This window comes from Kocuria marina (assembly GCF_000786655.1).
Classification (GTDB): Bacteria; Actinomycetota; Actinomycetes; order Actinomycetales; family Micrococcaceae; genus Kocuria; species Kocuria marina_A.
Genome location: NZ_JROM01000016.1, coordinates 144,360 through 164,470, shown reverse-complemented (window position 1 = coordinate 164,470; position 20,111 = coordinate 144,360). Strand labels below are relative to the sequence as shown.

At 70.1% G+C, this 20,111-nt stretch carries 17 protein-coding genes; 7 read left to right on the top strand and 10 right to left on the bottom strand.

Annotation, left to right across the window (positions count from 1 at the left end):
* Positions 1-17: 17 nt before the first annotated feature.
* The 3 genes from AS25_RS03430 to nrdF form a co-directional block, all read right to left on the bottom strand.
* Positions 18-740, bottom strand: a complete 723-nt coding sequence (locus AS25_RS03430) for a lipoate--protein ligase family protein (RefSeq protein WP_035961502.1) — start codon at positions 738-740, stop codon at positions 18-20.
* Between the two features lie 131 nt (positions 741-871).
* Entirely contained in the window at positions 872-1,306 is a 435-nt protein-coding gene (locus AS25_RS03425; RefSeq protein WP_207387829.1) for a hypothetical protein, read from the bottom strand.
* Between the two features lie 536 nt (positions 1,307-1,842).
* Entirely contained in the window at positions 1,843-2,823 is a 981-nt protein-coding gene (nrdF, locus tag AS25_RS03420) for a class 1b ribonucleoside-diphosphate reductase subunit beta (RefSeq protein ID WP_035961497.1), read from the bottom strand.
* A 331-nt stretch (positions 2,824-3,154) separates the two neighbouring features.
* Between nrdF and AS25_RS03415 the strand changes: the two genes are divergently transcribed.
* Positions 3,155-3,337 (top strand): antitoxin, encoded by a 183-nt coding sequence (locus tag AS25_RS03415; RefSeq protein WP_035961489.1) that lies wholly within the window; start codon positions 3,155-3,157, stop codon positions 3,335-3,337.
* Between the two features lie 211 nt (positions 3,338-3,548).
* Here AS25_RS03415 and zapE read toward each other — a convergent pair whose 3' ends face one another.
* Complete coding sequence (gene zapE / locus AS25_RS03410; RefSeq protein WP_035961480.1) at positions 3,549-4,595, bottom strand: cell division protein ZapE; 1,047 nt, start codon at positions 4,593-4,595, stop codon at positions 3,549-3,551.
* Positions 4,596-4,872: 277 nt separating this feature from the next.
* Here zapE and AS25_RS03405 point away from each other — a divergent pair, with 277 nt between their 5' ends.
* Both AS25_RS03405 and AS25_RS03400 read left to right on the top strand, forming a co-directional pair.
* The gene (locus AS25_RS03405; RefSeq protein ID WP_035961473.1) at positions 4,873-5,781 is read left to right on the top strand and encodes a sulfurtransferase; all 909 of its coding nucleotides are present in this window, start codon (positions 4,873-4,875) and stop codon (positions 5,779-5,781) included.
* Positions 5,778-6,227 carry a SufE family protein gene (locus AS25_RS03400; RefSeq protein WP_035961467.1) on the top strand — a complete coding sequence of 150 codons (450 nt, stop codon included), beginning with the start codon at positions 5,778-5,780 and terminating at the stop codon, positions 6,225-6,227. The genes AS25_RS03405 and AS25_RS03400 overlap by 4 nt, the downstream gene beginning before the upstream one ends.
* Here the strand turns inward: AS25_RS03400 and AS25_RS03395 are convergent.
* Positions 6,193-7,443: an alpha/beta hydrolase family protein gene (locus AS25_RS03395; protein WP_035962307.1), complete on the bottom strand. Its 1,251-nt coding sequence runs from the start codon at positions 7,441-7,443 to the stop codon at positions 6,193-6,195. The two genes, AS25_RS03400 and AS25_RS03395, sit on opposite strands and share 35 nt — an antisense overlap.
* A gap of 229 nt (positions 7,444-7,672) precedes the next feature.
* On the opposite strand from AS25_RS03395, the gene msrB reads away from it, so the two are divergent.
* From msrB to AS25_RS03380, 3 genes are all read left to right on the top strand, one after another.
* Positions 7,673-8,089 (top strand): peptide-methionine (R)-S-oxide reductase MsrB, encoded by a 417-nt coding sequence (gene msrB / locus AS25_RS03390; RefSeq protein ID WP_035962305.1) that lies wholly within the window; start codon positions 7,673-7,675, stop codon positions 8,087-8,089.
* A gap of 137 nt (positions 8,090-8,226) precedes the next feature.
* On the top strand, positions 8,227-8,808 hold the full coding sequence (locus tag AS25_RS03385) for a DUF3000 family protein (protein WP_253270457.1): 582 nt from the start codon (positions 8,227-8,229) through the stop codon (positions 8,806-8,808).
* A gap of 134 nt (positions 8,809-8,942) precedes the next feature.
* Complete coding sequence (locus AS25_RS03380) at positions 8,943-10,205, top strand: HRDC domain-containing protein (RefSeq protein WP_052160713.1); 1,263 nt, start codon at positions 8,943-8,945, stop codon at positions 10,203-10,205.
* Between the two features lie 129 nt (positions 10,206-10,334).
* On the opposite strand, the gene AS25_RS03375 is transcribed toward AS25_RS03380, so the two are convergent.
* A complete protein-coding gene (locus AS25_RS03375) occupies positions 10,335-10,805 on the bottom strand; it encodes a hypothetical protein (protein ID WP_035961462.1) in 471 nt (156 codons plus the stop codon).
* Between the two features lie 147 nt (positions 10,806-10,952).
* On the opposite strand from AS25_RS03375, the gene AS25_RS03370 reads away from it, so the two are divergent.
* Positions 10,953-11,432 (top strand): Rieske (2Fe-2S) protein, encoded by a 480-nt coding sequence (locus AS25_RS03370; protein WP_084117975.1) that lies wholly within the window; start codon positions 10,953-10,955, stop codon positions 11,430-11,432.
* 53 nt (positions 11,433-11,485) lie between these two features.
* On the opposite strand, the gene dxs is transcribed toward AS25_RS03370, so the two are convergent.
* The 4 genes from dxs to AS25_RS03350 form a co-directional block, all read right to left on the bottom strand.
* Entirely contained in the window at positions 11,486-13,501 is a 2,016-nt protein-coding gene (dxs, locus tag AS25_RS03365) for a 1-deoxy-D-xylulose-5-phosphate synthase (protein WP_035961455.1), read from the bottom strand.
* 225 nt (positions 13,502-13,726) lie between these two features.
* Positions 13,727-16,534: an aconitate hydratase AcnA gene (gene acnA / locus AS25_RS03360; RefSeq protein ID WP_035961450.1), complete on the bottom strand. Its 2,808-nt coding sequence runs from the start codon at positions 16,532-16,534 to the stop codon at positions 13,727-13,729.
* Positions 16,535-16,704: 170 nt separating this feature from the next.
* Entirely contained in the window at positions 16,705-18,135 is a 1,431-nt protein-coding gene (locus AS25_RS03355; RefSeq protein ID WP_035961446.1) for a class I SAM-dependent RNA methyltransferase, read from the bottom strand.
* Entirely contained in the window at positions 18,132-20,105 is a 1,974-nt protein-coding gene (locus AS25_RS03350; RefSeq protein WP_172644404.1) for an APC family permease, read from the bottom strand. The genes AS25_RS03355 and AS25_RS03350 overlap by 4 nt, the downstream gene beginning before the upstream one ends.
* Positions 20,106-20,111 lie beyond the last annotated feature (6 nt).

Genomic DNA, 20,111 nt, shown 5'->3' with positions numbered 1-20,111 from the left:
GTGAGGGGTTGTCGGTCCTACCGCGGTCCGCTCACGGGGCCGTAACCCATGTAGGACGCGTACCGGTCGTACACACTCGTGAGCGCCGCCTCGACCTCGGCGACCGTGGTGCCCGGTCGGACGTCCGCGACGCACCCGGCGGTGGCCGGTTCCCACGACACGCCCAGGCACGAGTACACGTCCTCCAGGACGCTGCGCAACGGTTCGGCTTCCTCGATCACGAGCACCGTGGAGAAGTACCACGCCCCTGCCACGACGCGCTGGGCCGTGCCCGCGAGTTTGACGGGCTGGCCGGGGTCCACCGCGGTCCCCGGTGCGTGCACGCTGTACTCACCCGCGCAGTACTCCCCCGGGATCTCGCCCACCTGGGCGGGGATCTCGAGTTCCTCGAGCGCGGCCACCACCATGTCTCCGAACAGGCGGTACCGGTCCTGGATACCCGTCTTGGGGTCCGGATCCGGTTCCACGTGGTCGATGACCAGGCAACCTCCGTGGTACGCGGCCGCCCGGCCTCCCACGCGGCGCACGAGCGGGGTGAACGCGGCGTCGAGCGCGGCTTGGCGGGCCCTGGGGAAACCGGGATTGAGCTCGTCGCGGCGACCGAACGCCACCGTGGGCCGCGGTTGGTACACGCGCAGCACGGGTTCGGTGGCGCCACCGCGCGCGGCGTCGAGGATGGACAGGGCGCGGCGGTAGTCCTGTTCGGCGCCCAGGGACTCGCGCTGACGTATGAGTTTCATGCTGGCGCCAACTCTAGTGCAGCGGGGCCCGCTCGGAACCCGGACGCGGCGGCACGGGCGGGTCCGTTCCCCGCAACTCCTCGCTCACCCGGCCGGACGTGGCGCGCGCTACGTCGACGACGTGTGGAGCATCACGCCGCGGAGGTGGTCAACCGCGCGGCCGGACGGGGCGGGGTGATGAGCGCAGTGGCCATGCGGCTCTCCTCGGCCGCGGTGACCGGACCGTGAGCGGCGGCAGCTACCATCGCGGTCTTGAGCACGTGGTGGTTCGCGAGCAGATCCGTGGAGTTGCCCAAGGAACGCAGCACCCGCCACGACATGGCCACACCGCCGCGCGAGACGTAGCGATTGACGTAGCGCACGGCGGCGTTCCACCGTTTGCGCTGGTCACGGGTGAGTTCCGCGCCCTCTTCCTGTTCCTGCAGCCACGCACGAGCACCCACGAACACGCGGGACACCAGTTCACGTTCGAACGGTTCCACTGTGCCGGCTCCGCGCATGAGCTGGTTGAGCGTGCCCAGCTCGGCGACCGAGAGCACTGATTTGACGGACGATTTTGCTCGCATCACGTTCAAGCCCCCTACGAAGATCTCCCGTGGCGAGTGCATGACTGTGCAGTTCTTCACGGTTGTCGATCGTGCCCCCACCAACCCGGCGTTCCCCCCGGAACGCCTGAGGGTTGGCGGGAAACCTCTCCCCTTGCGGCTCCAGCCTAGGAACAGCGGCCACGTGATGACAGCCGCACATTGGGGGACGCACGCCGCGCGTCTCCCGCTCTCCACTCCACGGCCCATCCCACGGCCTTATGACCCGCACACTCCCACCCAACCCGCCCCCTCACCCCCTTTGCCCCGCGGCGAGCGCACTGCACCACATCTGTGCTCCGATACGCACCGGAATCGGGGGTAGAAGTGGTCCTTTCGCAGCACAGATGTTCACCCACATCAGGCCCCGCCAGCCCCGCCCGCGTGTCACACCCTGCCCACCACGCCCGCGGATCGCCCACCCACCACCCGCCACGGCATGCGACGAGGCCCGGACCCACACCACCGTGCGGATCCGGGCCTCGGAACACCCTTCGTGAGGGCCGTGACTCAGTGACTCAGAAGTCCCAGTCCTCGTCCTCCGTGTTCACGGCTTTGCCGATCACGTAGGAGGAGCCGGAACCGGAGAAGAAGTCGTGGTTCTCGTCCGCGTTCGGGGACAGCGAGGACAGGATGGCCGGGGACACGTCGGTCATCTCCCGCGGGAACAGGGCCTCGTAGCCCAGGTTGTTCAGGGCCTTGTTGGCGTTGTAGTGCAGGAACTTCTTGACGTCCTCGGTCCAGCCGACCGACTCGTAGAGCGCCTCGGCGTAGGCCACCTCGTTGTCGTAGAGCTCGTCCAACAGCTCGTACGTGTACGCCTTGAGCTCCTCTTGACGCTCCGGGGTCTCCTGCAGCAGACCGCGCTGGTACTTGTAGCCGATGTAGTACCCGTGCACGGCCTCGTCGCGGATGATCAACCGGATCAGGTCCGCCGTGTTGGTCAGCTTGGCGTGCGAGGAGAAGTACATGGGCAGGTAGAACCCCGAGTAGAACAGGAAGGACTCCAGCAGGGTGGAGGCCACCTTCTTCTTCAGAGGATCGTCACCCTTGTAGTACGTCAGCACGATGTCGGCCTTGCGCTGCAGGTGCTCGTTCTCACGCGACCAGCGGAACGCCTCGTCGATCTGCTTCATGGACGACAGCGTGGAGAAGATGGACGAGTAGGACTTCGCGTGCACGGATTCCATGAACGCGATGTTCGTGTACACGGCTTCCTCGTGCAGGGTCTTGGCGTCCGGGATCAACGAGACCGCGCCCACGGTGCCCTGGATGGTGTCCAGCAGGGTCAGGCCCGTGAACACCTTCATGGTGAGGTCCTGTTCCTCGGCCGTGAGCGTCTTCCAGGACTGGACGTCGTTGGACAGCGGGACCTTCTCGGGGAGCCAGAAATTGGACGTCAAGCGGTCCCAGACTTCGGTGTCCTTCTCGTCCTGGACGCGATTCCAGTTGATGGCCTCCGCCGGGTGGCGGAGCAGTTCGACCTTCTCGGTGGTCATGGCGCGCACTGGCTCCTTCGTGGATGGGGGTTCCCGCCCCGCTGGATGACGCCGACGGCGCTCGGCGGGCGAGCGCTGCACACCGGTTCTCGCGGGGTCGGCTCGCGCGCGGGACGACTTCCCAGGGTACTCCACTTCGACGAAGGACGGACCGGGCTCGATACTTCGGCGGGAAAGGAACGAGCCCGATTCCGCCCGCCCCTGGCCCATCGCGCCGTGTTCCCTCAGGGCGAACCCCGTGGCGGGACCCTTCCGTGCGCGCCGGTGGCCGTGCAGGATGAATGTACCGACCCGACACCGGGCTGGTTCACCAACCGGAAGGACACAGATCATGCCGGATCTCGGAGGACTCGCGGACAAGGCCAAGGACGCCGCCGGAAACCACCAGGACAAGGTCGACCAGGGCATCGACAAGGCGGGCGACGCCGTGGACGACAAGACGGGCCACAAGTTCGAGGGCCAGGTCGATCAGGGCCAGGACGCCGCGCGCGATCGGCTCGGCGGCAACGAGTGATCTGCACCGCCGCATGAGAACGGGGTCCCTTCCACTGGGAAGGGACCCCGTTCTCACATTGGCCCAGGGGCTCGGCCCGCGGACCGGTCACCCTGGCGGCAACGCCGCGCGCCCAGCACAGTGGCGTCCCGGATTCACACCTCACAGCAAGGACGCCCAGCGGGACACGAGAGCGTGACGCCCAGCGGGACACGAGAGCGTCGCGCCGACCTCAGGCCTCGTCCGCCTCCCGGGCGAGCGCCGTGAGGCGGGAGACCGCTCGGTAGTACTTCTTCTGGTAGCCGCCGGCCATCATCTCGTCCGTGAACACGCGGTCGAACGGCACGCCCGTGGAGAGGATGGGCAGATCGCGGTCGTACAACCGGTCCGCGAGCACCACGAAACGCAGCGCCACGGCCTGCTGATCGATCGTGCGCACCCCGCGCCACGCGATCGCGTCCAAGCCCTCGATCAGCGCGCGGTAGCGCGAGGGGTGCACGCGGGAGAGGTGCTCCACGAGCGCGTCGAAGTCGTCGATCGCCACGCGCCGGCCCGAGAAGTGCTGTTCGACGGCGGCGTCCAGCGCGGCGTCGTCGGGCAGGGGCGACGGCGCGTCCGGCAGCCCGCGGTGGCGGTAGTCCTCGCCGTCGATGCGCACGACCTCGAACTGGGAGGACAGCACCTGGATCTCACGCTGGAAGTCCTGCGCCGCGAATCGACCCTCGCCCAGGGAACCGGGCAGGGTGTTGGACGTGGCCGCGAGCTTGACGCCCGCATCCGCGAGTTCACGCATGAGCCGGGACATCAGCACGGTGTCCCCGGGGTCGTCGAGCTCGAACTCGTCGATGCACACGAGGGTGTATTCCTTCAGGGCGTCCACGGTGCGGCGGAACGTGAGCGCACCCACCAGGTTGGTGTACTCCACGAACGTGCCGAACGCCTTGGGTCCGGGCACGGCGTGCCACAGGGACGCGAGCAGGTGGGTCTTGCCCACGCCGAACCCGCCGTCCAGGTAGATCCCCTGCGCCGCGCCGGAACTCTTCTGCCCGCCGAAGAACTTGGAGAAGAACCCGCCACCGGAGGCGCCGCCCCCGGACACGCCCGCCGCAAAGGCCTGGAGCTTCTCGACCGCCTGCGCTTGTGAGGGCTGGGACGGATCCGGGCGGTACGTGTCGAAGGACACCTCCCCGAAGCGTTCGGACGGGGTGAAACCGGCCAGCAGTTCATCGGCCGAGACGCGCGGATCGCGCTCCACGAGGTGTTCGATCTGAGTGCTCACGTAACAGGGCCTCCCGACCGGTTCCGGACCGCGCGCCGCGGCGGGCGCGCACCGGGGACCGGTCCTGCGGTAAACGGACAGTACGTGGGACGCGCCGGGCGTCCCGTTCTCCCCCGATGCTACCGGTCAGCCCGTGGTGAACACGGCGCCCGCATATGACGGCGCACGCGGGCCCGGCATGCGCCGGGTGCGCGCGCACCACTACGCTGGAGAATGAGACGCGCACGGCACTTGCGTGCGTAGCGCCCACGACAGCACAAGGACAAGGAGAAGTCTCATGGCTGTAGAAGCAGAGCAGAACGACGCGTTCGCGCAGTACGCGCACCCGGAACGTCTGGTGTCCACGCAGTGGGTGGCCGATCATGTCGGCACGCCCGGCGTCGTCGTCGTCGAATCGGACGAGGACGTCCTGCTGTACGAGACCGGGCACATCCCCGGGGCCGTGAAGGTGGACTGGCACACGGACCTCAACGAGCCGGATACCCGCGACTACGTGAACGGGGAGCAGTTCGCCGAGCTGATGTCCCGCAAGGGGATCTCCCGGGACGACACCGTGGTGATCTACGGCGACAAGTCCAACTGGTGGGCCGCCTACGCCCTGTGGGTCTTCACGCTGTTCGGTCACCGGGACGTGCGCCTGATGAACGGCGGGCGCGACAAGTGGATCGCCGAGGGACGCGAACTGACCACCGACGCGACCCCCGTGACCCCCACCGAGTACCCCGCAGTGGAGCGGGACGACTCCGTGATCCGCGCGTACCGCGAGGACGTGCTGGCCGCGCTGGGCACCACTCCCCTGATCGACGTGCGCTCCCCCCAGGAGTACACGGGCGAGCGCACGCACATGCCGGACTACCCGCAGGAGGGCACGCTGCGCGGCGGACACATCCCCACCGCGGCGTCCGTGCCGTGGGCCCGGGCCGCCGCCGAGGACGGGACGTTCAAGTCCCGCGAGGACCTCGACGCGATCTACCGCGACGAGGTCGGGCTCGGGCAGGACGACGACGTGATCGCGTACTGCCGCATCGGCGAGCGTTCCTCGCACACGTGGTTCGTGCTGACCCACCTGCTGGGCTTCGACAACGTGCGCAACTACGACGGGTCCTGGACCGAGTGGGGCAACGCCGTGCGCGTGCCCGTGGCGCAGGGTGAGGAACGCGGCGAGGCCCCCGGGGCCGCGCGGTGAGCACCCAGGACCTCCCCGAACAGTTGCGGGAGCTGGTGACCGAGTTCCACGAGGTCCCGGAACCCGACAAGCTGCAGTTGCTGCTCGAGTTCTCCCGGTCCCTGCCCGAGCTGCCCGCGCGGCTCGGTGAGCACCCGGAGGAACTCGAGCAGGTCACCGAGTGTCAGTCGCCGTTGTTCCTGACCGTGGAGCTGGACGGGTCCGGTGCGGACGCGCCGGTCGCCCTGTTCTTCTCCGCGCCGGCGGAAGCGCCCACCACGCGCGGCTTCGCGTCCATCCTCCACGAGGGACTCAACGGTCTGCCGGCGTCCCAGGTACTGGACGTGCCCGACGACCTGCCGGAACGCTTCGGGCTGACCAAACTGGTGTCCCCGCTGCGCATGCGCGGGATGTCCGCGATGCTCGGTCGGATCAAACGCCAGATCCACGCCCGGCTCGGCGAGTGAGCGCCGCGGGCAACCAGTCACGGATGGCCCGCTCGTAGCGCTTGCGGTCGATGTTCCATTCCTTGGTGTGCCGGGCCCCGGAGAACCCCACGAAGTCCACGTAGGGATTGCGGTTGGCGAGTTCCACGGACCCGGCCACCGGCACCACCTCGTCGTCCGTGGAGTGCAGGATCAGGGTGGGCGTGGCGATGTCCTCCCAGCGGGAGAGCCAGTCCAGGGCATGCAGGTCCAGGGGCGCGGCCAGCCCGGTGATCCGCGGGCCCATGCGGTGGGAGATCAGGTCCGCCGCCATGCGACCCACGCGCCGCGGGATGCGGTGGATCCGGGTCTGGTGGGCCAATAATTCGTACCAGTCCACGACCGGACCCGTGAGCACCAGCGCCCGGATCCGGTCGCGGTACTCGGTCAATTCGGTCGTGCGCAACACGATGGCCCCGCCCATGGACCACCCGAACAGCACGATGTCCGACGCCCCGTGGTCCAGTGCATAGCCGATCCCCGCCTGGATGTCCTCCCATTCGGTGAATCCCAACCCGTAGCGCTGATCCGGTGTGGAGGGCGCCTCCTGGTCGTTGCGGTAGGACAGGATCAGGCTGTGCAGCCCCATCTCGTGGGTCACGCGGGCGCCGCGGATGCACTCGGGTCGCTGCGCGCCGCGCCCGTGCACCATGACCGCCCACGTCCCCGTGTGTTCCGCGGTGGCGGTGTCCCCGTCCGCGGGGATGACCCACGCGGGAGCGGATCCCAGCGGCGTCTCCACATGGGTCTTGCTGTAGGCGAGCCCTGCGTCCGACGGTCGGGCGTACACGGTCCCGGTCCACCACCCGCGCTTGCCCACCGCGAGCTCCCCGCGGTACACGCGCTCCACGAGCCGCGTGACGGTGCCCCCGGTCTGGCGCACGATGAAGCCGATCCGCGCGAGGCCGCGACCGTCGTCGAACCGTAGGGCGTACGTCCCGGCGACCCGCGTGTCCGGGTTCGCGGGCAGCGTGATCAGTTCCTGCCCCGAGTTGGGGTCCTTCTCGAGCTTGAGCACCGCCACGTTGCCGGGCCGGGTGGACGGGGTGACCACGTGGCGCGCGACGAGCGCCGCGAGACCTCCCGACAACGCGAACGTCGCCGTCGCCGCTCCGATACTCGCGGCGGCGCCCACCACCGCGCCGCGGCGCCACGAGCGCGCGTTCGAATCCTGCCCGGGGATGATCAGGGTAGTCATGTCGTCATTCTGGCACGCGCCGATCACGGGGACCTGGATGGCGGGCCGGTCACCGCAGGCACCCAGACACACGGCGCGCGGGTCGTCGAACGGCGGCCACGCGACGTCGTCCGGGCATAACCGGCGCGAACGCATGGTTGGACAGGGAGGAAGTCACACGACGACGAGGAGGAGGCGCCCCGTGACCACGGAGCCGAACCACGAGACGAACGCCCGCACCGGCGGAGCCCTGAGCCCGGAGGCCGCCGCGGCGCGCACGGACGCGCAGTGGCGTGAACGACTGAACCCGCTCGAGTACCAGGTGCTGCGCCAGGCCGGGACCGAACGCCCCTTCACGGGCGAGTACGTGGACACCACCACGCAGGGCGTGTACGAGTGTCGCGCGTGCGGGGCCGAACTGTTCCGCTCGGACACCAAGTTCTCGTCCCACTGCGGGTGGCCGTCCTTCTTCGCGCCGCTCGCGGAGGACCGGGTGCGCTACATCGAGGACACGACCATGGGGATGAAGCGCGTGGAGGTGCGCTGCGCGAACTGCGACTCGCACATGGGTCACGTGTTCGAGGGCGAGGGCTACGACACCCCCACGGATCTGCGCTACTGCATGAACTCGGTGTCCCTGCGCCTGGTTCCCGCGACGCACGACTGACGCGCCGGGTCAGCCCGCCCCCGGACGACGCACGGCGATACGCACGAGCGACACGATGCCAAACGCGCGGTGAAGGATAACGGTGTGGTTACTGTGACCTTGTGGGAGCGGTAAACGAGCTGAACAGCACTCCGGACGTGTTTCGCGCAGTCGTGCAAGCCCTGGAGACTGCCCGCTTCCGCCCGGAGATCGCGCTGCGCCGGATCGTCCCCCCGCACGGACTCGCGCCGCACGCGATCTCCTTCGCCGCGGAAGTTCTCCCGGGTCCGCACCGGCGCGACACCGCACCCGACAGGCCCCGCACCGCGGACGACGCACCGGCGGCTGGGCGTTTCGTGGTGTTGTACGACGAGTCCTGCCCGCAGCCCTGGGAAGGTCCCTTCCGGATCGTGAGCTGGTTCCGGTCCCGCACGGACACCGCCATGGGCCGGGACGACCTGCTGACCGACGTCGGTTGGTCCTGGCTCACGGACACGCTCACCGAGCACGGCGCGCAGTTCACCGCCGAGGGCGGCACGGCCTCCCGCACGGTGGAGCGCCACTTCGGCAGCCTGACCGAACACGCCGACTCCGCCCAGGTGGAGGTGCGGGCGTCCTGGACCCCGGTGCCCCACATCGGCCCGCCGCACTGGGCCCTGACCCACCTGGGTGCGTGGGCCCAGGTGTTGTGCACCGCCGCCGGTCTGCCACCCCATCACGAGGGCGTCACCTACCTCTGACCGGCACCCGTCATCCGTCCCGTCCGGCGGTGCGGATCACCCGTACCGCCGCCGATCCATCCTCCGAGGAACATCCCATCAACAGCAATGCCAAGGACCCCAGGACCGCTCGAGCACCGGAGCCACCCGAGATCGTGGTCCCCGGATTCGAGCATCTGCACATCCCCGCGACCGTGCATCTCAACGGCCCCGCGGAGGGGCTCCCCCGCGTGGTGGACACCGCCCGCGGCCTCACGCGCGCCGCGGAGCAACTGGCCGCGGCCACGGGTCCCGTGGCGATCGACACCGAACGCGCCTCGGGGTTCCGCTACGGGCAGCGCGCGTTCCTCGTGCAGTTGCGCCGCGAGGGCGCGGGTACGATCCTGATCGATCCCGAGGCCGTGGGGTCCCTGGCGGTCGTGAACGAGGCCCTGCGCGACGTCGAATGGGTGTTGCATGCGGCCACGCAGGACATGCCGTGCCTCGCCGAACTGGACATGCACCCGGACCGGCTCTTCGACACCGAACTGGGCGGCCGGTTACTCGGACTGCGCAAGGTGGGCCTGGCCTCCATGACGGAGGAGCTGCTGGGTTTCACGCTGTCCAAGGAGCACTCGGCGGTGGACTGGTCCCAGCGTCCGCTGCCCGTGGACTGGCTCAACTACGCCGCACTGGACGTCGAGGTGCTCGTGCAGCTGCGCTGGGCCACGGAGGATCGCCTGGTCCAGGCCGGCAAGCTCGAGTGGGCGCTCGAGGAGTTCGAGCACATCCGCACCCTGCCCCCGCCCGCACCGCGCCAGGATCCGTGGCGGCGCACCCACGGCGTGGGCAACGTCCGTGGCCGGCGCAAGCTGACCGCGGTGCGCAATCTGTGGCAGGCGCGGGAGTCGCTCGCGCGGCACAAGGACCTCGCGCCCACCCGGTTGCTCCCGGACTCGGCGATCGTGGCCGCGGCCAATGCGATGCCCCGCACCGTGCCGCAGCTCATGGCCACCCCGGGCTTCCACGGTCGTCTGGCCTCGCGCGAGGCCACCCGGTGGCTCACCGCGGTCCAGGACGCCCGCAACACCGAGGAGCCCGTCCCCGCCACGATCCCCTCCAACGCCCTCCCGCCGGTCAAGGGCTGGGATGCCAAACGCCCGGAGGCAGCGGCGCGGCTCAAGGTCCTCAAACCCGCCGTGGCGGAACTCGCCGAGCACCTGGAGTTACCCACCGAGAACCTCCTGACGCCCGAACTGTTGCGCCGGTTCTGCTGGCAGCCCCCGCGTTCCACCGCCGACGACGCCGTGGCCGCCCGGTTGCGCGAGCTCGGCGCCCGCTCGTGGCAGGTCGAGCACGTGACGCCCGTGATCGGGGCCGCGTGGCGTGACCTGCGCTCGCGGCGTCGGGCGGAGAAGAGCACCGAGGCGCACGAGTAGATCGAGGGCGCGGAACCGGACGTGCACCGGACCGCCCCATCCACGACACGACAGTGGCCGTGCACCCACGTGGGTGCACGGCCACTGTCACGGGGCGGCGCGGTCACATGACCCGCGCCGCCCGTCGCATCAGTTCTTCATGTCCTTGGCGTCCGGGCCCGGGTGCGCGGGCTTCATGTCCACCTCGTCCTCGGTCACGGCGGGCTCGGGCAGCTCGGCGTCCGAGTGGTTCGCGGACGTACCGGAGTCCTGACCGCCCTGGGAGGCCTTCTGCTTCACGGTCTCGGCACCGCCCTGCGCCTTGTCCTTGACGGACGCGGCACCCTGGGCGGCCTTGTCCTTGACGGCGGCCGCGCCCTCGGAGGCCTTGGCGCCCACGGTACCGGCGGCCTTCTGCGCGCCCTCGGCGAGCTTCTCGCCCACCACGGGCACCTCGGACTTGACCCAGTCCGTGCCCTCGGAGACCTTGGCCTGGACCTTGGGGTCGTTCCAGGTGTTCAGCGCGCTCTCGCGCAGGGACTCGTAGCTCTTGCGACCGGATGCGGAGCCGACCACGAAGCCGATTCCGAAACCGGCGACGAATGCAAGACGTTTGATCATGGTGCCTTCCTTCCTGTACCGCGGACCGGGATCCACCCGTCCGCTCCTGGTCCCATCGTACTGAGGAAACACCCCGCCCCCGCGCCCCACGCCGGGTCGTGACCGGTCCTAGGATTGAGGGCACGGCTTCGAAAGGATCGCACCGCCATGACCACCTCACCCCTGTCCGAGGACCCCGCCGCCCGGGACACGCCCCCCTCCCCCGCGCTGTTCACGCGGCGGCGCGCCGTGGGTGCCGCCGGCATCGCGACCGTGGGCGCGGTGGGGCTGAGCGCGTGCGGCTCGGGTGGCGGAGCGGACGACGACGCCGCGGCGTCGCCCACCGCGCCGGCCACCCCCGTGGACGTGGCCGCCGCCGCGGACATCCCCGTGGGCTCGGGCGTCAAGGTGGATTCCGGCGGCGTGCAGGCCGTGGTGGGTCAGCCCACCGAGGGGACGTTCACCGCGTTCTCCCCCGTGTGCCCGCACGAGGGGTGCATCGTGAACCCCGCCAACCGGCAGTACGTGTGCCCGTGCCACAGCTCGGCGTTCGACATGGCCACGGGCGAGGTCAAGGGCGGACCCGCGCCCACGGGACTCACCGAGTACCCGGTCACCGTGCGCAACGGCCGGGTCATCGTGGGCTGAGCGACGGGGTTCGTCGCCTCCCCCGGTGACGCCCGGGCGACCGCCGGGACCGGTCAGTTCTCCTCGCGCGGCTGTTCGCCGGAGCGCGGCACGGTGAGCTGTGCGGCGTCGTCGGCCACGGGGCGGGCGTACGGGACCTTGGTTCCCAGGACGGACGCGAGCGTGTCCTGGGCGATCCGCTGCGCGGTGAGCCCCGTGTGCTGCAGGATCTGGTCGCGGCTCGCGTGCTCGAGGAACTCGGTGGGCAGGCCCACCTCGTTCAGGGCGGTGTCCACGCCCTGAGCGCGCATTTCCTGACGGATGAGCGAGCCGATGCCGCCGGCGCGCACGCCGTCCTCGATCACGACGACGATCCGGTGCGTGGCCGCGAGTTCCACCACGGCCTGCGGCACGGGCAGGACCCAGCGGGGGTCCACCACGGTCGAGGAGACGCCGTGCGCGGCGAGGCGTTCGGAGACGTTCAGCGCGGTGACGCACATGGCGCCCACGCCCACGATCAGGACGTCGCGGTGGTCCGTTCCGCCGCCCGATGCCTCACCGTTTCGAGCGAGGACGTCCACCCCGCCGTTCAAGCGCTCCAGCGCGGGCAGGGGCGCGCCCACCGCGCCCTTGGGGTAGCGCACCACGGTGGGCGCGTCGGAGACGGCCACGGCCTCGCGCAGTTCCTCGACCATGGTGGCCTCGTCACGCGGGGCCGCTAGGTGCAGCCCCGGCACGATCTGCAACAGCGCCAGGTCCCACATGCCGTGGTGGCTGGGCCCGTCAGGTCCGGTGACACCCGCGCGATCCAGCACCACGGTGACGCCCGCGTGATGCAGGGCCACGTCCATGAGCAACTGGTCGAAGCCGCGGTTGAGGAACGTCGCGTACAGGCCCACGACCGGGTGCAGCCCGCTGAACGCCATTCCCGCGGCCATGGTCAGCGCGTGCTGCTCCGCGATCCCCACGTCCACGACGCGCTGCGGGTGCGCCGTCTGCATCTTCTGCAGGCCCATGGGGATCAACATGGCGCCCGTGATGCCCACGATGTCCTCGCGTTCATCGGCGATCGCGGCGATCTCGTCGCGGAACACGTGCGTCCACGAACGGGCCGAGGCGGTGCTCGTGGGCTTGCCCGTGGTGGGGTCGATCACGGGCACGGAGTGGAACTGGTCGTTCGCGTCCAAGCGGGCGGGCAGGTAGCCGTGACCCTTCTCCGTGATGGCGTGCACGATGACCGGCCCGCCGAAGTTGCGCGCATTGGTGAGCGCCTGCTCCATGGCCGCGAGGTCGTGGCCGTCCACCGGACCCACGTACTTCATGCCGAGGTCCTCGAAGATCCCCTGCTGGACCACCACGTCCTTGATGCCCTGCTTCATCCCGTGCAGGCCCCGGTACACGGCCTGGCCCAGGTGTCCCGAGGACGTGAGCAGGCGCTTGGCCTTCGCGAGGGCCTGTTCGTAGCGGCGGTCGGTGCGCACGGCGTCCACGCCCTGCTGCACGCTCGCCTGCAGCTCGCGCAGGTGGTTCGCGAACCCGCCCACGGTCGGCGCGTAGGAACGGCCGTTGTCGTTGACCACGATCACGACCTTGCGGTCGCGGTCCGAGGCGATGTTGTTGACGGCCTCCCAGGCCATCCCGCCGGTCAGGGCGCCGTCGCCGATCACCGCGACGGTGTGCCGGTCGTCCTGGCCCGTGAGCGCGTAACCGCGCGAGATCCCGTCCGCCCAGGACAGGGACGACGACGCGTGGGAGGACTCCACGATGTCGTGTTCGGACTCCGCGCGGGACGGGTAGCCCGCGAGGCCACCTTCCTGGCGCAGGGTGTCGAAGTCCTGGCGGCCCGTGACGAGCTTGTGCACGTAGGACTGGTGCCCGGTGTCGAAGACGATCGAGTCCTTGGGCGAGTCGAACACGCGGTGCACCGCGAGCGTGAGTTCCACGACGCCCAGGTTGGGCCCCAGGTGGCCGCCGGTCGCGGAGACGTGGGTGATCAGGAAGGAACGGATCTCCGCGGCCAACTGCTCCATGGCCGCGGCGTCCAGCCCCCGTAGGTCTTCGGGTCCCTCGATGGTCTCCAGAAGCGTCATTGCCTGCTCTCCGTGGGTGTCTCGTCCTCTTCGGGCCCGCACCGGACGCTCGCTCGTCCGGCGGGGGGATCGTGATGCGCCCGAATACTCCGTCCGATCTTACTCGCCCACCCCGGGGCCCCGCCCCACGGCGTGCTCCGGGCCACGGCGAACGACGCCCGCAACGCCGTCGGCCGGTGACCCCCGGGAAGGGATCACCGGCCGGCGGTGCGGTGCGAAAGGTCGTTACTTGGCGATCTGGCGCAGCACGTACTGCAGGATGCCGCCGTTGCGGTAGTAGTCGGCCTCACCCGGGGTGTCGATGCGCAGCACGGCGTCGAACTCCACGGTGGAACCGTCTTCCTTGGTGGCCGTGACCTTCAGGGTCTTGGGGGTCTGGCCGTCGTTGAGCGCGGTGACCCCTTCGATCGAGAAGGTCTCGGTGCCGTCCAACCCCAGGGAGTCCGCGGACTCGCCCTCGGGGAACTGCAGGGGCAGCACGCCCATGCCGATCAGGTTGGAGCGGTGGATGCGCTCGTAGGACTGCGCGATGACCGCGCGCACACCCAGCAGGGACGTGCCCTTGGCCGCCCAGTCACGCGAGGACCCGGAACCGTACTCCTTACCGCCCAGCACCACCAGGGGCACGCCGGCCTCCTGGTAGTTCATGGCGGCGTCGTACACGGCGGCCTGCGGGCCGCCCTCCTGGGTGAAGTCGCGGGTGAAACCGCCCTCCACGCCGTCGAGCAGCTGGTTCTTGATCCGGATGTTCGCGAACGTACCGCGGATCATGACCTCGTGGTTACCGCGGCGGGAGCCGTAGGAGTTGAAGTCCTTGCGCTGCACGCCGTGCTCGGTGAGGTACTTACCCGCGGGGGTGTCGGACTTGAACGAGCCGGCCGGGGAGATGTGGTCCGTGGTCACGGAATCGCCCAGCTTGAGCAGCACGCGCGCGCCCTCGATGTCCTCCACCGGGGTGGTCTCCATGGTCATGCCGTCGAAGTACGGTGGCTTGCGCACGTAGGTGGACTCGGGGTCCCACTCGAACACGTCACCCGTGGGGGTGTCCAGGTTCTGCCAGCGCTCGTCACCGTCGAAGATGGTGCCGTACTCGCGGTCGAACATGCCCGTGTCGATCGAGGCGTCGATGATCTTCTGGACCTCGGTGGGGTCCGGCCAGATGTCCTTGAGGAACACGTCCTGACCGTTCGAGTCCTGGCCCAGGGGCTCGTTCTCGAAGTCGAAGTCCATGGTCCCGGCCAGCGCGTACGCGATGACCAGCGGCGGGGACGCGAGGTAGTTCATCTTCACGTCCGGGTTGATCCGGCCCTCGAAGTTGCGGTTACCGGAGAGCACCGAGGTCACCGCGAGGTCGTTGTCCTGCACGGCCTGGGAGATCTCGGGCTCCAGGGGCCCGGAGTTACCGATGCACGTGGTGCAGCCGTAACCCACGATGTAGAAGCCGAGCTCCTCGAGCGCCGGGACCAGACCGGACTTCTCGTAGTACTCGGTGACCACGCGCGAGCCCGGGGCGATCGAGGTCTTGACCCACGGCTTGGCCTTGAGGCCCTTCTCCGTGGCGTTGCGCGCGAGCACGGCCGCGGCCATCATCACCGAGGGGTTGGACGTGTTGGTGCAGGACGTGATCGAGGCGATCGACACGGCACCGTGGTCCAGCTCGAAGGAACGCCCGTCCTCCATGGAGACCTCCACACGGTGCTCGGCGCGCTCCCGCAGGTCGTCCGCGGAGCTCTCGCGCGGTGCGTCCTGGGGGTCCTGCTCGTCGGTGGCGTCGTGGGACGGGGCGTCGGAGGCCGGGAAGGACTCGACGACGTCCGGGTCCACCTCCACGGACTTGTCCTCGGCCACGTAGTTCACGAGGTCGTCACGGAACTGTTCCTTGGAGCGGGTCAGCTCGATGCGGTCCTGGGGACGCTTGGGCCCGGAGATCGAGGGGACCACGGTGGAGAGGTCCAGCTCGAGGTACTCGGAGTAGGCGACCTCGTGCTCGGGGTCGTGCCACATGCCCTGTTCCTTGGTGTACGCCTCGATCAGGGCGATCTGCTCCTCGGAGCGGCCCGTGAGCGCGAGGTAGTCCAGGGTCACCTGGTCGATCGGGAAGATCGCGGCGGTGGAACCGAACTCCGGGGACATGTTGCCGATCGTGGCGCGGTTGGCCAGCGGCACCGCGGCCACGCCCTCGCCGTAGAACTCCACGAACTTGCCCACGACACCGTGTTCGCGCAGCATCTCGGTGATGGTCAGCACCACGTCCGTGGCAGTCGCACCGGAGGGGATCTCGCCGGTGAGCTTGAAGCCCACCACGCGCGGGATCAGCATGGAGATGGGCTGGCCGAGCATCGCGGCCTCCGCCTCGATGCCGCCCACACCCCAACCGAGCACGCCGATGCCGTTCTCCATGGTGGTGTGGGAGTCGGTGCCCACACAGGTGTCCGGGTAGGCGCGCAGCGTGCCGTCGACCTCGCGGGTCATGACCACACGTGCCAGGTTCTCGATGTTGACCTGGTGGACGATGCCCATTCCGGGCGGGACCACCTTGAAGTCGTCGAACGCGGTCTGGCCCCAGCGCAGGAACTGGTAGCGCTCACCGTTGCGCTGGTACTCGATGTCCATGTTGCGCTCGATCGCGTCCGCGGAACCGAACGCGTCGATCTGCACGGAGTGGTCGATGACCAGCTCGGCCGGGGCGAGCGGGTTCACGCGGGAGGGGTCGCCGCCGAGGTCGGCCACGGCCTCACGCATGGTGGCCAGGTCCACGATGCAGGGGACGCCGGTGAAGTCCTGCATGATCACGCGACCAGGGGTGAACTGGATCTCCGTGTCGGGCTGGGCCTCGGGGTCCCAGTTGCCCAGGGCCTCGATGTGCTTGCTCGTCACGTTGGCACCGTCCTCGGTGCGCAACAGGTTCTCGAGCAGGACCTTCAAGCTGTAGGGGAGCTTCTGTGCTCCCTCCACGGCGTCCAGTCGGAAAATTTCGTAGTCGGTGCCCTTGACGTTGAGAACGCCCTTGGCTCCAAAGCTGTCCACAGTCATGGTGTGGAACTCCTCTCGCCACCGTCGGTTGCGTTCGGCGCGCGCGGCACACCACAGGTGTCCCCCGCGCGTGGAACAGTCCCTGTCAGTGTAGCCCGTGCGCTCCGTCACTCCGGGGATCCCCGGGCGTCCGCGTCACGATGACGTGGGCCGTCGTCCGGCCGCCCGGTTCAGCCCTCGCAGTTGAGCACAGCGACGGCTTCCACGTGGTGCGTGTTCGGGTACAGGTCGAACGCCTCGACGCCCTCGATCCGCCAGCCCCGACGCCGCAACCGCCCCAGGTCCCGGCCGAGCGCGGCGGGATCGCACGCGACGTACACGATCGTACGCGGCGCGGCTCGGTCCACCGCGGCCAGCACCTCCTTGGCCGCTCCCGCGCGCGGCGGATCCAGCACGACGACGTCCGGGCGCGGGGGCCGTGGCGTCGTACCACGACCCCGTCGGGACGACGACGCCGCCGCACCCCGGCCGCGATGCCCACCCCGGCCGCCCGGCCCGGTGAGCACGCGCGCCACGTCCCCGCGCACGCTCGTGACGTGAGGGGCGTGGGCGAGGTTGTGAGCGGCGTCGGCGGAGGTCACGGGCGAACCCTCGACCGCGAAGACCGAGCCCGTGGGGCCCACCTCACGGGCGGCCACGGCGGTGAACAGGCCCGCGCCGCTGTAGAGGTCCCACACGGAGTCCCCGGGGCGCAGACCGGCACCCCGGAGCACGGCCCCGGCCAGGGTCTGCGGGGCGCCGCGGTGGATCTGCCAGAAGCCCGTGGGGCTCACGCGCCAGCGCAGCGGCTCGGGATCGGTAGCGCCGGGCAGCTCGAGGGTCTCCTGGACGTGGCCGGCGCCCGCCCACAGCTGGGTGTCCCGCTCGTGCGGTGAGCGCGCGGTGACGCTCACCCCGTGGTCGTGCGCCCACGCGCCCAGCCGTTGCCGTAGTGCCGCGACCTGCCCGGACGTCGCGTCCGGGCGCAGGCCCACGTGCACGAGCGGTGTCCCGCCGCTCGCGGGTGCCGCGACGTCCACGCGGGCCGCACCGGGGTAGGCCGGCGACCACGGGGCCAGGGCGCGGATCGCGTCCGTGGCCAGGGGCATGTCGGCGACGGGACCGAGCTCGGTGCTGCGGTGGGGGTACATCCCGGGTGTCCCGTCCGGGGCCACGTCCAGGTGCAACCGGGTGCGCCACCCGGTGCCGTCGGGGCTCTCCCCCGCGACGGGTTGCACCTCGCCGTCCCAGTCGTGGCCGGCCAGGTGGCCCAGTTGCTCGGCGATCACGTGGCGTTTGAGCTCGCGCTGGGTCGCCAGGTCCGCGTGCCCGAACTCGGCCCCGCCGAGCGGTGACCGGTCCGCGCGCGCCGCGACGAGCGCGTCCGCCTGCTGCCACGGGTGTGCCTCCCGGCGCCCGGGGGCGGGTTCGAGCACGTCCGTGACGTCAGCGCGCCAGAACGACGCCGCGGGGTCCCGGTCGGTGAGCCGCACCCGGACCAGCTCCCCCGGCAGCCCGTGGCGCACGAAGACCACGCGCCCCTCGTCCGTGCGGGCCACCACGTGGCCGCCGTGGGCCACGGCGCCCAGGCGCAGCTCGAGGTGATCGGGGGCGTCGGTCATTCGTTGTTCTCCGTGAGTCGTAGTTCGCGCACCGATTCGAGGTGCCAGGGCACGGAGGCGATCATGACTCCGCGTTCGTAGTGCAGCCGCGCCCGCAGCGGGCGGATGGCCTGGTTGTGCAGGAAGCGCTCCCACCCGCGGCCCACCACGTATTCGGGCAGGTACACGATCACGAGGTCCCGGGGGGACTTGCGGCGGATGCCGCGGATGTGGGCGATCACGGGTCCCACGCTATCGCGGTAGGGGGATGCGAGGACGGTGACCGGCACGGGGATCTCCAGGGCCTCCCACTGTCGCACGATCTGTTCGGTGCGTGCGCGGTCCGTGTCCACCACCACGGCCTCGAGGCTCGAGGGGCGGGAGGCCCGCGCGTAGGTCAGGGCGCGCACCACGGGTTTGCGCACCGAGGTCACCACGATGATCGAGTGCACCCGGGAGGGCAGGGCCCGCACCCCCGAGTCCTGGTGCACCTCGAGTTCGGTGTCCACCGAGCGGTAGTGGTGCCCGATGGCGCGCATCAACACGGTGATCAGGGCGATCGCGACGATCGTGAGCCACGCACCCTGGGCGAACTTGGTCACGAGGACCACCACGAACACCGCCGCGCACGCGATCAGGGCGATCACCGCCACGGCCCAGCGTCCGGCGATCCGGCGGTGCGGGCTCTGCGACGTGCTCGTGCGGCGCACCCTGGCCCAGTGCCGCACCATGCCCGCCTGGGTCAGCGTGAACGCGAAGAACGCCCCCACCACGTAGAGCTGGATGAGCCCGTTGACGTTCGCGCCGAACACGATCGTGAAGACCGCCGCGACCACGGACAACAGGATGATCCCGTTGGTGAACGCGAAGCGGTCCCCCCGGCTCTGCAGCTGCCGGGGCAGCAGCGCGGCGGACGCGAGGCGCGAGGCCAGCACGGGGAAGCCCGAGTACGCGGTGTTCGCGGCCATGAACAGCACGCCCACGGTCACGAGCACGAGGATCACGAACCACACGGAGTCCGCCCCCGTCACGGCCTGCGCGATCTGGCCCAGGATGGGCACCTGGTAGAAGTCGGGCTCCGGTGCGCGGCCGTCGATCAGCAATTGCCGCGCGGGGTCCATCACGACCACCGCGCCCGTGCGCCGGGTCAGGTAGAGCACGCCGAGCAGCAACACCGCGGACAGCCCCCCGAGCACCGCGAGCGTGCGCGCCGCGTTGAGGGCCTTGGGCTTGCGGAAGAACGGCACGGAGTGCGTGATGGTCTCCACACCGGTCACGGCCACGGCACCCGAGGAGAACGCGCGCAGCACGAGCATGGCCCCGGCCAGGCCCATGAGCCCGCCGTCCATGCCCGCGGCCGGGACGACGTCGTAGTCCGCCGACGGCGCGCGCTGCAGCGTTCCCGTGACGTCCTGGACGAAGCCCACGAGCACGAGGAGCAGCACGACCGCCACGAACGCGTACGTGGGCACCGAGGACGCGCGACCCATGAACTTGAGTCCGCGCAAATTGAGCAGTCCCACGAGCGCGATCCCCGCTACGGCCACGACCGTCTGGTGGCCCACGAGCCACGGGACGGCCGCGGCGAGGTACTGCGCGGCGGCGGCCATGGACACCGCCACGACGAGTGTGTAGTCCACGAGCAGGGCCGCACCCACCGCGGCACCGGCGGGCCGGCCGAGGTTCTTGGACGCGATCTCGAAGTCCGCCCCGCCCGAGGGGTACGCCCGCACGTTCTGCCGGTACGCGGTGATGATCACGGCGAGCACGGCGAGGACCGCGAGGCCCACCCACGGGGACAGCAGGATCGCCGCGGAACCCGCGAGGGCGAGGGTCAGGACGATCTCGTCCGGGGCGTACGCGACCGAGGACAGGGCGTCGGACGCGAACACCGGCAGGGCGGTGCCCTTGGAGAGCACCGTGCCCGCGGCGCGCTCGTTGTGGATCGGTTTGCCCACGAGCGCGCGGCGCAGCATTTGGGACACATACACGTGGGA